General features: G+C 44.4%; 10 protein-coding genes. 2 read left to right on the forward strand and 8 right to left on the reverse strand.

All coding sequences use genetic code 11. From position 1 onward, the window contains the following. Positions 1 to 265: 265 nt before the first annotated feature. The 8 genes from QT994_RS05795 to QT994_RS05830 form a co-directional block, all read right to left on the reverse strand. Positions 266 to 1,546, reverse strand: coding sequence for a glycosyltransferase family 4 protein (locus tag QT994_RS05795; RefSeq protein WP_333044909.1), 1,281 nt, complete (start codon positions 1,544 to 1,546; stop codon positions 266 to 268). Between the two features lie 81 nt (positions 1,547 to 1,627). Continuing rightward, entirely contained in the window at positions 1,628 to 2,344 is a 717-nt protein-coding gene (locus QT994_RS05800; protein ID WP_333172438.1) for a class I SAM-dependent methyltransferase, read from the reverse strand. Continuing rightward, positions 2,335 to 3,348 (reverse strand): class I SAM-dependent methyltransferase, encoded by a 1,014-nt coding sequence (locus QT994_RS05805; RefSeq protein ID WP_333044913.1) that lies wholly within the window; start codon positions 3,346 to 3,348, stop codon positions 2,335 to 2,337. Before QT994_RS05805 ends, QT994_RS05800 begins: the two co-directional genes overlap by 10 nt. Further along, complete coding sequence (locus QT994_RS05810; RefSeq protein ID WP_333172440.1) at positions 3,305 to 8,656, reverse strand: glycosyltransferase; 5,352 nt, start codon at positions 8,654 to 8,656, stop codon at positions 3,305 to 3,307. Before QT994_RS05810 ends, QT994_RS05805 begins: the two co-directional genes overlap by 44 nt. Before the next feature lie 48 nt (positions 8,657 to 8,704). Then, positions 8,705 to 10,204, reverse strand: coding sequence for a methyltransferase (locus tag QT994_RS05815; RefSeq protein ID WP_333172442.1), 1,500 nt, complete (start codon positions 10,202 to 10,204; stop codon positions 8,705 to 8,707). Positions 10,205 to 10,219: 15 nt separating this feature from the next. Continuing rightward, on the reverse strand, positions 10,220 to 11,632 hold the full coding sequence (locus tag QT994_RS05820; RefSeq protein ID WP_333044918.1) for an ABC transporter ATP-binding protein: 1,413 nt from the start codon (positions 11,630 to 11,632) through the stop codon (positions 10,220 to 10,222). Between the two features lie 179 nt (positions 11,633 to 11,811). Continuing rightward, positions 11,812 to 12,666, reverse strand: coding sequence for an ABC transporter permease (locus QT994_RS05825; RefSeq protein ID WP_333044920.1), 855 nt, complete (start codon positions 12,664 to 12,666; stop codon positions 11,812 to 11,814). A 181-nt stretch (positions 12,667 to 12,847) separates the two neighbouring features. Beyond that, positions 12,848 to 13,387 carry a hypothetical protein gene (locus QT994_RS05830; RefSeq protein WP_333172444.1) on the reverse strand — a complete coding sequence of 180 codons (540 nt, stop codon included), beginning with the start codon at positions 13,385 to 13,387 and terminating at the stop codon, positions 12,848 to 12,850. Positions 13,388 to 13,458: 71 nt separating this feature from the next. Here QT994_RS05830 and ruvB point away from each other — a divergent pair, with 71 nt between their 5' ends. Both ruvB and QT994_RS05840 read left to right on the forward strand, forming a co-directional pair. Continuing rightward, entirely contained in the window at positions 13,459 to 14,547 is a 1,089-nt protein-coding gene (ruvB, locus tag QT994_RS05835) for a Holliday junction branch migration DNA helicase RuvB (protein ID WP_333172446.1), read from the forward strand. Between the two features lie 12 nt (positions 14,548 to 14,559). After that, positions 14,560 to 15,123: a Uma2 family endonuclease gene (locus tag QT994_RS05840; protein ID WP_333172448.1), complete on the forward strand. Its 564-nt coding sequence runs from the start codon at positions 14,560 to 14,562 to the stop codon at positions 15,121 to 15,123. Positions 15,124 to 15,183 lie beyond the last annotated feature (60 nt).

Raw genomic sequence — 15,183 nt, forward strand, 5'->3', positions numbered from 1 at the left:
GGACTGCCTTCCATTATGCAACGCCGGAAAATAAGCCGGACGGGCGGGACGCCCATCCCACAAAAAAATCAAAATCATCCCGCTATTATGCAACGCCTAAATTATTGCTCTCGAAGCTAGTTTGCGACTAGCCTAGAAGGGATTAACGGACTGCCTTCCATTATGCAACGCCGGAAAATAAGCCGGACGGGCGGGACGCCCATCCCACAAAAAAATCAAAATCACCCCGCTATTATGCAGCGCGTAGTCCTGACTAACTTTATTGCTAAATTCTCACGGCAAAAGATGCTGCTAATTCCCGTTCTGGTTCCATACCAACTGTAGGTGGCATGGAACGATTGGCTACTTGCTCGATCAGTTGTAAATGTTGTGGCAGCATTTTAGCTAAACTGTAGCGTTCTAGGGCTGTTTGACGGGCTTTGACGCGAATTTCTGCCATGCGGGTAGGATGGTCTAAAACTTCATCAATGCGATCGGCTACTTGTTTCGGTGAGAAGTAATCGACTAGCAAACCGTTTTCTCCGTCGCGGATAACTTCTCTGACTGGCCCTGTGTCGGAACCGATTACTAAACATCCGGTTGATAGAGATTCAATCATGGACCAAGATAGCACAAAAGGTCTGGTCAAATAAACGTGTACGTCGGATGCTTGAATTACTTTTAAATACAGTCCGTAAGGTAGGGGCCCGACAAAGTGAACTCGCGACAAATCTAGGGGTACTTTTTTGAGCATATAGTCTTTGTAAGACTCGCCGTTGGGTAAAGAACGCCCATAACAAACTCTTTCGGAACCAACGATTACGACGTGACAGTTGGGGCGGCGTTCTTGCACATAGGCGATCGACTCAATGAATTCGGGAAAACCCCGGTAAGGTTCCATTCCCCGCGATACGTAGGTGACAATTTCATCAACGCCAGACAAGTCTAAGTTAGGCAAAACCAGTTTAGCACCGGGGTCTGGTTTGAAGTAATCGGTATCTACGCCGTCGTGGAGTGTGGATAATTTTTGTTGTAATTCGGGCGGAAATTGCGATCGCTGCCAATAAGTGGGTGATAAACCCCAATCACAAGAGTATAAATCGATCAGAATCGGCGCATTTTTGATTCTAATTCTGGCCATATCGTCAACTGTTAAAGGTTCCGCTGGGTCGAAATCTGCGTCTGAACCAATAGCATGATAAAACCACTCGAAATAACACAAAAGCGGCGTATTTGGAAAAGCTTCTTTGACAAATAAGGTAGGCCCCCAACCGGAATGTCCGCAGATAATATCGGGTACAAAACCGTCTGCTTTGAGTTGTTCTGCCATTCTAAATACGGCTTGTCCGTAGATGACGGCACTTTCTAAAGGGCGGACGTATTGGTGAGTCTGCGCGTGGGGTTCGCGGCTGGGTGTAAATGCTGCTTTGCGAACGCCGGGAATGTTCCACTCTGGGCGCTCGTTTTTAGTGCCGAAAACAATTTGATTTTTGGGATCTGCGCCTAAAGCCGTGATAATGTGGCGGTATTGGGCGGGGAAGTTGGGATGGAGAAATAATGCTTTCATTGTCAGTTGTCTGTTGACTGTTGTCTGTTGACTGTTGTCTGTTGAAATAAAATATTTTGATTCGGCTAAAAAGCTTTGGTTTTATTCATTGGGTGTTGGTGCTTTGCAGATCCAGACACAATCTCGCGGTACTGAAGATGTATTTTTCAGGATGATTTCATAGTTTAAATGATGGAGAAATTTTTCCATAATTGTATCAGTCATAACTGAAAATGCTGTGCCGTCTCTGTGCCCGAGCAAGTTTTTGTCCCACTCGTCGGCAAATTTTTGCCACCCTAATTCGCTGAAAATATTGGTGTGGTGAAAGACGCAAATTCGATCGCCCCGCAGCAGTTTGGGAATTCGAGTCAGGTAGTTGAATATATCTACCGGCTCTACGTGTACCATTGTATCGTAACAAAAGCAGACATCGGCTGAACCTGGGGCGATGCTGTCTAATGTTAAACCGTCAAGTTTGAGGTAAGAAACGCGATCGTCTCCCAAGCGCGATCGGGCGGCTTGCAGCATTTGACTGGAAATGTCGGCACAAATTAGTCGATCGCAATATTTCAGCAACAGGGAACCTGTTTTTCCGCCGCCGATACCAATTTCTAAAACCGTATGTTCTTTTTTGATGTAGGGTGCAATAAATTGCTGTTCTATCAGGGCTTCGTATTCGGCTAAGGAGTTGGCGGCACCGGCAGCTTTACCTATCCATTCGTCGCCCAAATAAGCGAGTTCAGGATTATTATCTTTCCATTCTTGGGCGTAGCTGTCCCAAGCCCCTTCGTAGTCTATTTTAGGCGGTATTATTTCCATTGTTTTTTTTTAGGTCTCAGAATACACAAACAAAAGTCACTTGATAGTCCTCCCGGCTGCTCCATTAAGATTGTTTCAATCTCAAGCAATAATTTTATTATTGTTTCACTCTTGGGTTCTCCGTCGGAAAGTTGATCGTGAGCTAAGAAAGGGTAAAGTTCGTGAAGCAACCCTCCACCGGCTGGATTCAAGACTTCCACATCAAAGTAGAATTCTAAAAACGGAAGTATCAGCTTTGACCGGACTGCTTCTGAAGGGTCTCTCGCCAATACTTTCTCAATACTTGGACTCGAAAATTTTTCAGTTGTTCCCGACCTTAGCGTGTAGTGAAAACATTGGTAAATGCGATTAATCAAATCCACTTGAGCTTGATTATATATATTGTAGCAATCTCCTATGTATTCATTGACAATAAAATATCCGTCTGGTTTTAAACATTTCCGAACAATTGATAAACATCGTTCTAGTTCTCTGACGTGATGCAGCGAACCTGAGCAAAAAACTATATCGTATTTTTTACTATCATCAATACTAAATGAATTAAAATTATCTTGATAAAAGTTAACATCTACTCCTGCTGCGGCGGCATCTTTTCTAGCAATTTCTAAAGATTTTTCGGAAAAGTCAAAGGCATCAATTTGATTGACAAATCCTAATTTAGCCATCAAAATTTCGTGATTTCCCACACCACAACCAATAGACAAAAGGTTATCAAACCGTCGTTTTTTGAAAAAATTATTGATTAACCAGGTTAGCCAGTAACCCTCAGTCTTGCCACCTGACAGCCGATGGTTTATAGCTTTTTCAATAATCGGATTAGACAACCAGTAACCCTGCTTCCCAATAGCGGCTGTTGGGTTAGTCTCCCAGTAAAATTTAGCTGTTAATTCATTGGAGGTGTTCTCTTGCCTGATGCTCGAAATTTGACGCCATACTTTCTTACCATTGAATTTTGAACGATTAGTTTTTAGGAGTGAAATAAGCTTCTCTAAAAATTTGACCATAAGCTTCTGTCATTTCTGCAAAAGTATTCAACGACTCTAACACATATTTAGCATTTTCTGCTAATCGCCGACGCAAAGATTTATCCTCCAATAAAGTATTCAATGATGCTGCTAATTCCTCCTGGCGATCTGGCGTATAAAACAAACCATTAATTCCGGGTCTCACTTGTTCTCTAATTCCAAAAACAGGCGTTGTAATAATTGGCAAATCGCAGGCCATCGCCTCCAAAATCACTCTCGGAAAACTTTCGACGCGAGAAGTGCAAACAAAAATATCAGCCGCTTTGTAATATTTTCCCGTCTCCCCAGTTTCCGGGACTACTGTCACCCTTTCCCGCAACTCTTCCGGCAATTCACCCACCATATCAGCTAATTTATTGCTGTAAATACTTGGGCGATCGCCCACAATAAAACACCTAATTTTATTGTGCCATTTGTCAGGTAAAAGTGAAAGTGCCTTAACTAAATCTTGCTGTCCTTTGCGTTCGCATACCGTTCCCAGCAGCAAAATCACTACATCTTCCGCTGCAACACCTAAACTTTTTCTAGCCAATTCAGAATTCTCCGAATTTTCCAGTTTGCTCAAATCTAAGCCGTTGTGAATCACTGTAAAATTGTGGTGGCTGTTGAGAGGCAAATACCTGTCCCGCGTTGCATCCGCCACAAAAATAACTTTGTAAGGAAAGCGAAAACACTCTAAAGCTCTCGCCGCAATCTCCGAACCAAACCTATTAAAATAAGTTTGCCAAGGTTCGCTTTCGTGCACGTTCCACACCGTCGGAATTCCAATTTGCCACGCTGCGTCAACTACAAAAAAGTTTTCTAAAGTATTGGCATAAATTGCATCTATTTTTAAACTTTCAATTTCTTTGCTAAAACTGCGGATGGCTTCATCATAAGCATCGCGCTGGTAGATGTGTTCGAGAGGATTGTCGCGCACAATTACTTCAATTCCCTGCTGTTCGTAAGCTTGACGCAGAGGCCCCTCTGTTGTGCAAAGTACGATCGGCTTAATCACGCCTTCAGCCGCCAATTTCACCGCAATTTCGTACTGATGCAGCGGCGCACCGGTGAAATCCAGCGAATTGCTGCACATCAAAACTTTGATAGGATTTACAAAATTATTTACTGATATCAAAGAACCCAAATTACCAAATTTTAGTTCTTCCTTCTCCCCTGCATCCGTTACATCCGTTACACAATCCGTTGCCGAACTTCCTTCTTCTTTCATAAAAACCCGTCGGGGTTGAATATGAAAATACTCATCTTCTAAAGACAAGTGAGGACTGTAAAAACTGTCATTTTTTCCCCCATACTTGCGCCTAAAAGTCGCCACTTCTTGAGGATTGTCGGTAAAACCCCTAGAAGTTCCCTCTTTGTGCAACAACTCCGCATCGGGACAATATACGCACCGATAACCCCGTTCTAACAGCCGGTATCCGTAATCGGCATCATTGTAAGCAACAGCAAAATTCTCCTCATCAAAACCGCCCAATTCTAAAAACAATTGACGCGGAGTAATAGTGCAAGCGGCTGTTACCGCAGAGTAATTTCGCGTTACCATCGCTTGAGAAAGATAGCCTCGATTTTCGCTGTTCATCAGCTTAAAAGCGTGACCAGCTAAGCCGTGATGCAGCCCGTGAATTACGCCCGCGTGCTGAATTCTGCCGTCGGGATATAACAGCCTCGCGCCGACTGCACCCACGCCAGGGATTTGAGCGTATCCCACCATTTGACTCAGCCAGCGCGGGTTAATTACTTCAGTATCGTTGTTCAAAAACAACACATATTCGCTATCTACTTGTTCGGCAGCGCGGTTGTTAATTGCTGCAAAACTAAACTTGCCACCAGGATTTTTTATCCGCAAAACTTGGCAACTTAATTCCTTGAAATATTCCAGAGTGTTCGGCTCGTCGCTTTCGTTGTCGATGACTGCCACTTGATAATTTTTATAGGTTGTAGTTTCTAGAGAATCCAGACAGGCTTTCAGCAATTTGAGCTGATTTTTAGTAGGAATAATCACTGTTACTGATGGGCCGTTATCCGGGAAATCCTGGGCAAATATGCCCAAATTTTCTTTAATCGCCCATGCGTGCTGAGCGACATTACCGTTAATTTGGCGGCGGTTTAGTGCGTCTTGAATGGCTTTTTGACCTGCGGCAAAACTGGCGGGTTTCGCGGCCCCAGATATGGCTGTAGAACCGGGTGCGGTTCGCCAGTGATACAGCACTAACGGCAAGTGCGCGACATGGCGAGAAATTTCGGTGGCTCTCAAGGCAAAATCGTAATCTTGCGAGCCTTCAAAACCTAGCCGCAAACCGCCTATTTGTTCAAAAATGTGTTTTTTCACGGCGCACAAATGACCGAGATACATATAGGAAAGCAGCAGTTCCGGCGACCATTCCGGTTTGAATTGCGGGGCGAATCGGCGACCTTGGGTGTCGATTTTGTCGTCGTCTGAGTAGAGAAAATCGGTGGCTGGATGCGCTGCAAAATATAGGGCGACTTCGCCTAATGCGTCGGGAGTTAGTTCGTCGTCGTTGTCTAAAAACAGGATGATGTCGCCTGTTGCGAGGGCGGCGGCACTGTTGGTTGCTGCGCTGATGTTGCCGTTTTCTGTACGAAATGTGATGCGGATACGATCGTCCTTTTGAACCCAGCTTTTCAAATTTTCAGCAACAGTAAGTTCGGTGCTGCAATCATCGGCAATGCAGAGTTCCCAGTTTGGATAAACTTGATTGATTACGCTGTTAATCGCGCTTTCTAAAAAATCTATCTGCGGGTTGTAAACAGGCATTACCACCGAAATTTTTGGCAGCGGTTGCCGGCAGGATTTTAACCTATAAATTAAGTAATCGCGCGCGCGATCGTTCCACTGATTCACCTCCAGCCATGCGTCATATCTATCAATGGGTTGAGGCACCACAAAACCCGCCGGCGGTAGCAAATCTCCCGGCGCAGTAAACTGTTTTTGCTGACGGTAAATCTTCCCCAACTGGCGGAGCACTTTCACAATTTCCCAAGGCATCGGCACAATCCTGCCCAGACGCTGTTTTCTTTCCCTCGCCCGCTGCTGAATTGCGGCTGTAAACCTTGATAACTCCTCAAATTTATCTGTACTTCGCTGCCAGATATTGTAGCGCCGCACAGTCAATTTCTTCGGCGCTTGAAAAGACAAAATTTCCCCGGTTTCTAACTCAGCTTGCAGAGAAACGTGCCATTCGCCCGGAGGCAAATCGACAAGGGCCTCAAAACCGCTTTCCGAACTGTTAACCCAGTCGGGAAACACTTCGCCGACATCTTTTCGCCGCAAACCGTAGGCGCATTCTACAGAAGTATCGCCGCACAACAAGCTTAATTTACCAATTTTGCGATCGTGGTGGCAGCACCAACCTGCAAACAAAATTTGACCCTGACGCTGTTCCCACACCACCGGTACATCTAAAGATGCTTGAATCGTTGAAACTAGCAACGGATAAGCTGCCAAAAGATGCCATTTACCTCGATCGTCTTGCGCTTCCAGTAGCACTTCGTGCCGTCCGGCAGGCGCTTCCAATTGAATTGTAAAACCTGATTTCTTCGCAGCGGGAATATTAGAGTGTGCTAGCGCTATATCACTTCTCTCTATGCCGTAAACGCCTACGAAACTCTGGTCTTTAATTCTGACGCGGACTGCTGTAGTCTCTCTTTTTTGGTTAAAAACCCAGCCCACAATTAGCAGGTTGGAATCACAAACTTGCCAAGTAGTGGGTTGATCTAACGAAAAAATAAATTTAGGGAACAAGTCGCGGATTTGGCGCTGAACTTCCCACAACTTTTCTCTCACTTGCCACCCTATTGAAGACTTGATTATAGCAAGTTCTGCCCGAAACTTTTCATTTTCCTGGCGGGAGTGTTCTAATTTTTCCTGAGTATCCTTTAATCTTTCCTGATTTTGACTTTGTGCTGTTTCTAGCTGAATTAACTCAGCTAACTTTTGCTGCAATATAAATTCAGTCTCTTCAAATTGTACCTGAGTTTGCCCTAATTCTGCTTCTAATTCTAATACTTTCGCTAAAGCTGTTTGAAATTGCGATTCTGTGCCGGCAAGCTGTACCTGAGTTTGTCCTAATTCTGTTTCTAATCCGAGGAGTTTCGCTAAAGCTTCTTGAAAATTTGATTCTTGGCCGGCAAGCTGTACCTGAGTTTGCCCTAACTCTGCTTCTAATTTTAATATTTTTGTTAAAGCTTCTTGAAATTGCGATTCTTTGCCCGCAAGCTGTACCTGAGTTTGTCCTAATTCTGTTTCTAATCCGAGGAGTTTTGCTAAAGCTTCTTGAAAATTTGATTCTTGGCCGGCAAGCTGTACTTGAGTTGCTCCTAATTCTGTCTCTAATCCCAAAACTTTCGCCTGGGCCTGGTGAAATTGTTCTTGCCACTGTTTGAGTTCGGAAGAGCTAGTTTTTTGCTGTTTTTCCAGCAAGCGGATTTTTAGCCAATCTTCAAATGGCCCGACTGGAGATGCTGGGAAAGGAATAACTTGAGCGATCGCACCTTTCGACTCGCTGCTCAGATTTCCAGCTTGGGTTTCCAAAAGTTCATATAGTTCTAATGCTTCGGGAAAATATTTTTCTATTAAACTCGGTCTGTGACTTTTGACAATATCGTTGACTAATAAAGATTCTTCAAAATTGTCGCCCGGTATAGCACCTAAGTTAACATTAAATTTTTCGTTGACTCGATCGAGGAAAAGTTCAGGAGTGTTGCCGATGGGGTAAACATTGGCTAGGAGACAGCGATCGGGGAAACGTTCGTAAAGTTCTAAAACTTTTTGATTGTAGTGAATCCACATTTTTACTGCCATTTCGGGATTTTGCAGCAAGCTGACATCGGTTCCCCGGCGGTAAAGGGAATCGACTACTTCCCAGGGCGATCGATAAACACAGATAAAATTAGCTTCGGGGAGCAAAGTCAGCCAAAAATCCCAAAAAAGGGCTGTTCGCGGGTCTTTCCAACCCCAATGTTTGTGAGTTTGTTGATTTTGCTCGATCGCCCGTTTGGCGATTTCGACGTATTCCGCTGCTACCGGAATCGTTTTTTCAAACGTACAGCCGAGTTCATCAATACCGTGCGATCGCAAAACACTTTTGTGAAACTCCACAAAATCAACATTCTCGAAATGACCTTTCACATTTCCGTCGGCCGGCCCCACTAATTTTTTGCCAATATCAACCCCGGCTTTCTGAAACAAAGAAGCTGTTAAAGACGTACCGGAACGGTGCATTCCGGTAACAATAAAAACCGACGGTTTGCTGTCATTTGTACTCACAATTTCTCTCCCTCGCCCTAATTCCCACACCAAATTTACTCGCTATTGCTAGTCTCCCACTAAGCCCAAGGATCGCCTGACTTCAAACCATGCGCTTCTGATCTTCCAGAACTTGCTGCTTTCCATTGCCAAAACCCGACACTTCGCTTGCTCTAGTTCTTGCTTGACATTAATTAGTTGATTTTCAGTTTTCTCTAACTGCATTTGCACAGATACTAACTGATTTTGAGTTTGCTCCAATTGCGTTTGAGCTAAAACTAATTTAGTTTGAGCTTCTTGCAAATCAGTTTGAGTAATCATTAACTTACTTTGGCTTTGCTCCCATTCTATCTTAGCCGAAGCTAACTGAGTTTCGAGTAATTTGAGTTTTGTCTGAGTAGACCCCAACAAAGACTGCGATTGCCTTTGGTTAACCAGCGATTTAACCGTGCAAGTTTCCAGAATCCATTCCCAACCATAGTTATTGATTGCTTTGACTATTAACACATCCTCCAGCGCCACGGTGTTTTTGGGTAAATAACAGCTCCACCCCGACTGCAAAGCCCCATCAGTTTCAAAATATCCAGCCACATCCGGGCGATCGTAAAAAGGCTCGCACCTCTGTACCACCTCCCCATTTACCAGCACTTGCAGCTCCTCAACTCGACCGTCGAAATTCACATCAGCCACCCATCCTTCCAGATACAAATTCTCCTTATTCGTAAAAGCAGCAACATCAATATATCCTTCCGGGTGATGATTGAATTTTAACTCCGAAAAATCTCTAACTAGCTCATTTGTGACAACATACAAATCCTGAAATCTGCAGATGCCTTTTTTGATGCGATGAACAAAAGCTTTGCCTCCGCTAACTCGCGCCACACATTCTCTCACAAACTTTTCAGTTACATAAGTTGTGCCGTATTCCTCCTTATCTAAAGACTGGCTTTCGCTTTGAGGACTAAACAAAATACCATTAGCCGGCATTTCTATATTGGCTAGGCGCAAACACTCATCGTGAACGCTGAACATCAAAATGCCGTTAGGAGTCAACAAATCGTACAAATTTTGCAACCAACTTGTAAAAGTTCTTTCCGGCATATGGCTGAAAAAAGAATTAGCCAGAATGCAGTCAAACTTGCGGTCAATTAAATAATTTTCTGGTTTTCCAGTTGAGACAATACCATTGACGCCCAAGTATTCAGTTTGAAACTTAACCGCGTTAGCATAAATATCAGAAACCCAAATTCGTTCCGGCGGTATTTCCTGAATCAAAAACCTGGTAAATCGACCGTAACCGCAGGCAAAATCTAGAAAAGAAGGTACCTTTTCAAAACTGCCAAAATGCCATTCCACAACTTGTTTAACCGTATCCAAGATGCGACGCCCGATCGAATAATAGCGCACCAAAGCCCGATCGCGATCGTCTTTGACGTTGTTCAAGCTGAACAAATACATTTCATCGTCTTCGCAGATATTCAGTTTAAAATTTTCGGGAAACTTAGTTTGATCTTGAATAAATGCTTTGATTACGGGATTTTCGACTAAATCTAAATTGATATCGCTCATTGTTTTTACAGAATTTTAGATAACCTCTGTTGACTGCTCTTTCACTAGAGAATCAGCATTAACAACAGTTAAACACGGTTCGATCAGCAAGTCAACGATGCCGTTACCGCAGGACTCAGTACAAGACTGAACTCTAAACATCGCCACATCAACACAGCGATCCAGATAAGTTAAATCTCCATCTACGGTTCCCACAACGCCAGCATTCAAGAAATAAACCCCGGGATTCAGCAAGCATTTAAAATTAAACTTAACTACAATTGTCGTTCCCGCTTCCACATACCTAACTGACTGAGTAGAAGCCTTCAAAGAAGCACCCGCCAACTCAAAACCGCTAATTGTTTTAATCAACATTCCAAACCTAACTTTGGAAGTTGACCGGGAGAAAGTGACAGAGTAAGTATAAATATAATCTTGACGGCCGATCAAGTGATTTACCACATTTCCCTTCAGCGTCTCGATGTGGGGGTTGATAATTTCCGCTCCGCGAGACGGATACCTTACCGTATTTGACGGTATCATCCCCGGATCGTAAAATTCATCATAATATTCCTTGGGTTTAGAGAGATGTTGCTCTGGTTTAACTTCCCTCTTTGTGCTTTCTAAATTAGCCTCCTGAAGGTGGTCTTGACTTTCCTGTTTTGTCAGTTGGTTCAGAGCTCGAATATCTGACTTCAACCCCAGAACCTGATCCGGATCGGCATAAATCAGCTTTTGATACTTAGAAATTACCACCTTCGGCGTGTGAGCGAGCAGCAATTCACCGCTATCCATTAAAATCGCCGAGGTACAAAGTTGCACCACAGAAGTAGCAGCGTGAGAAACAAATAAAATCGTTCCGCCACCTTCCTGAATGCTTTGCAAGCGGGCAAAACACTTGCGCTGAAAAGCTTCGTCGCCCACCGAAAGCGCCTCGTCAACCACCAAAATATCTGGCTCGACGCTAGTTGCAACAGCAAAAGCTAGCCTGACAAACATACCGCTAGAATAAGTCTTGACTGGCTGTTCGATGAAATCGCCAATATCAGCAAAAGCAGCTATATCGTCAAATTTTTCTGCAGTTTCTTTTTGATTGAATCCCAGTAACTGAGCGTTAAAAAACACATTTTGACGCCCGGTAAATTCCGGGTTAAACCCGCTTCCGAGTTCCAACAAAGCGGAGACTCGCCCTTTAACATCCACGCTTCCTGCGGTAGGCGTCAGCGTCCCTACAATTATTTGCAGGAGAGTGCTTTTTCCCGAACCGTTGCGACCGACGATTCCCAGAGTTTGTCCTTGAGGAATTTCCAGATTGATGTCGTGTAGGGCCCAAAATTCGTCAGCAAGTTTTTTCCCGGGGTAAATAATTTCCTTTAAGCGGTCTCCTGGACGATCGTACCGCTTAAAGCATTTGGAAACATTTTTGAGTGAAATTACATTTTCTGTCATGGGCGGCAGTCAATCGATTTTAGATTTTAGATTTTAGATTTTAGATTGACTTGAAATCTAAAACATATTTACAGCACAGTCGATTTTAGATTTTAGATTTTAGATTGACTGTAGATCTCAAACAAATTTACAGCACCCTGGATTTTAGATTTTAGATTGACTGTAGATCTCAAACAAATTTACAGCACGTCAGCAAAAGCGGGACGCAAACGCCGGTAAACCGCCAAACCTCCACAAAATATAGCAGCAGAAATTACCGTGGCGACACCCCATTCCCCCCAATGCTTAACTTCTCCAAGCAGTATGAGATCTCGATAAACCTCCGAGATGGCCGCCATTGGATTCAGCCAAAATATCCACACTCGCCACTCTTGGGGGATTACTGATGCTGGGTAGACGATCGGCGTCAAATAAAACCAAAAATTTAGAATAACACCTAATGTCTGAGGAATGTCTCGCAAAAATACAGTCAAGCCGGCTGTCAAATATCCCAAACCAGCAGTTATCAGCAACTGAGGCACCCACACCAACGGCAGCAACCATAAAGTAGCGTTGAGCTTTTGCGACGACACGGCTACTATCACAATCAAAGCTGCTAAACCCAGAGAACTTTCAAGAAAAGCTGTAAAAATCGGCACTAGGGGCAGCAAACCGAGAGGAAATACCACTTTTTTCACTAAATTCGGCTGCCCCACCACGGATACTGCCGACTTGATCAAACCGCTGGTGAAGGCAGTCCAAGGCAGCAAACCTGCAAACAACCAGACTCCAAATGTAATGTCGCTGTTTTCTGGGAAGCCTGTAAGGCTGAGCTTTACCTTGAGGACGATCGAAAATACGTATGTGTAAATCACCAATTGCGATAGCTGATTCAGCAGTGGCCACAAATTGCCCAGAATCGAGCCTTTGTATTGAGCTTCCAAGTCCCGGCGCACCAATGTTGCCAGCAGATTCAGCTTCGCCCACCGCCGTTCGCGTGTACTTGCCGGCCGCCTGCCGCCCAGCCTTCGGGCCTTTTGGGCAACTCCTTTCACCGTTCTCAGCAATTTTTTCGCCCTCGTTCACTACCTTCACACCTAAATCAACTCAAGCTACAATTGTGCAGCTTTTGTTAAACCGCAATTATTCCACAGCCCCGCCGCTTTGATCAAGGATCTGCCACCCTAGCTTCGGCTGCTTCTTTCTTTCTTCTTTCCTCTTCCTTCGGAGGTTATTTTAGCCGATCGCCGATCGAACTGCCGAACCGATCGCTAGTTTTTGCTCGTCGTCGTACCCCCACCGCTGGAAAAATTTTTCATACTCGCCGTTGGCACTCTGCAAACTTTCTAGCATTTGCGACGCTCTAGTTTGACAGGTTGGCATTTGCAGCATTTGAATTAAATTGCGCGATCGCTCCTGCACTCTAGCAGAATCGGCCGCCATTTCCTCCTTTTGCTGGCGCGAATGATGTACAACCATTGCCGCCGACATCGCCAAATTTTTCACCAGCAGTTCTGCTACGATCTCAGGAGCCGATCGCAGCGCCTCGACTAATCCGGGTGACGGGTGATCTGCCTCCTGTCGATCGTCCGTTAGATAGGTGACAAAAAACCCCCTAGCACCATTTTGTGTTTTCACCAGAGATGTAACAGCTTGCTGGATGTCGGCTTGTAAAAGTCGATCGGCCTCAATGAACGACAGTAAAGATTGAGTCAGCTCGATCGCCCCCTCAAAAGTTATGCTTTCCGATGCTAATAAAGAAGATGGAATACTCATAACGAGCTCAATAATTTTAAAGATTCTGCTAACAATTGTAAACAATTCCCGCTGCGCGATCGCAAATAAATATGGCTATTATCTCCTCCAAACAACAGCCCCCCGACCCAAATCTACCCGAAGACATAGCCCCAGCCCGGCGCAAAAAAGTGGCCAAACCCCAGGCGGAATCTTTGCTAGAATCGCAAGAACTACCCGACGAAATCAACAGCAAACAAGACGACAAAATCCGCCCCCAGCGCTTAGCTGAATACATCGGGCAAAAAGACTTGAGAGAAGTTTTGGCGATCGCAATTGCAGCAGCAAAATCTCGCGGCGAACCTATGGATCACCTGTTACTCTACGGGCCTCCAGGGTTGGGAAAAACCACAATGTCGCTAATTCTAGCAGCAGAAATGGAAGTTGAATGCAAAATCACCACCGCCCCAGCTTTAGAAAAACCGCGAGATATTGTCGGATTGCTGATCAACCTCAAAGCAGGCGACGTGCTGTTTATCGACGAAATTCACCGCTTATCTAAAGTTACAGAAGAAATCCTCTATCCGGCGATGGAAGACTGTCGGTTAGATATTACGATCGGTCAAGGCAAAAGCGCCAAAATTCGCAGCATTCCCCTCAAACCCTTTACGTTAGTAGGAGCAACCACAAAAGTCGGGTCCCTCACATCTCCATTGCGCGATCGCTTCGGCTTAATCCAAAGATTGCGCTACTACGAAATAGACGAACTTAGTCTAATTGTCCAAAGAACCGCCCAAGTTCTAGACACTAAAATTACCCCAGAAGGAGCCATAGAGATTGCCCGCAGAGCTCGCGGAACGCCCCGAATCGCTAACCGTTTGCTGCGGCGAGTTAGAGACTACAGCGAAGTCAAAAACTTAAAGCCAATTGATGCCGAAGTTGCCTCGCTAGCCCTGGAATTATTCAACGTCGATCCGCTGGGTTTAGATTGGACAGATCGACGGATTTTGACAGCAATGATTGAAAACTTTAACGGTGGTCCAGTCGGATTAGAAACCCTCGCAGCTTCGACAGGAGAAGATACTCAAACCATTGAGGATGTATACGAACCGTACTTAATGCAAATCGGATTTTTGCAGCGGACAAGTCGGGGCAGAATGGTAACTCTTGCTGCTAGAAAACATTTAGGTTTTATGGAATAAAAAGAGTAAAAAATGGTACAAATACAAACAAAAACACTAACTTTGTCCGAGTTTCTAAAACTGCCAGAAACCGAACCAGCTAGCGAATATATCAACGGTCAAATAATCCAAAAACCTATGCCACAAGGAAAACATAGCCGGATTCAAGGTGAATTAGTCCCAGCCATCAATGTCGCGGTTAAGATTCATAAAATTGCCTTAGCTTTTCCTGAATTGCGGTGTAATTTTGACGGCAGGTCAATCGTGCCAGATGTCACAGTATTTACTTGGGAAAGAATACCAGTTGATGAAAATGGGGATGTTGCTAATGTATTTGAAACTTACCCAGATTGGACAATTGAAATTCTGTCTCCAGGGCAGAGTCAAACTAAAGTAACTGGGAATATTTTACACTGTCTGAAAAACGGCACTCAAATGGGTTGGCTGATCGATCCGATGGTGCGCTCGATCTTAATTTATCCCCCTGGAAAGCAACCGGAACTTTTAGCAAAACCCGAAGAAGTGTTGCCAGTTCCAGATTGGGCAGCAGAATTGCGGCTGACGGTAGGAGATTTGTTTGGGTGGTTGAAACTATAGCCGAAGTCAGTTGACAGTTGACAGTTGACAGTTGTTACCAATTCCCAATTACTAATTACT

The organism is Microcoleus sp. S13_B4, from assembly GCF_036700885.1.
Taxonomy (GTDB): Bacteria; Cyanobacteriota; Cyanobacteriia; order Cyanobacteriales; family Microcoleaceae; genus Microcoleus.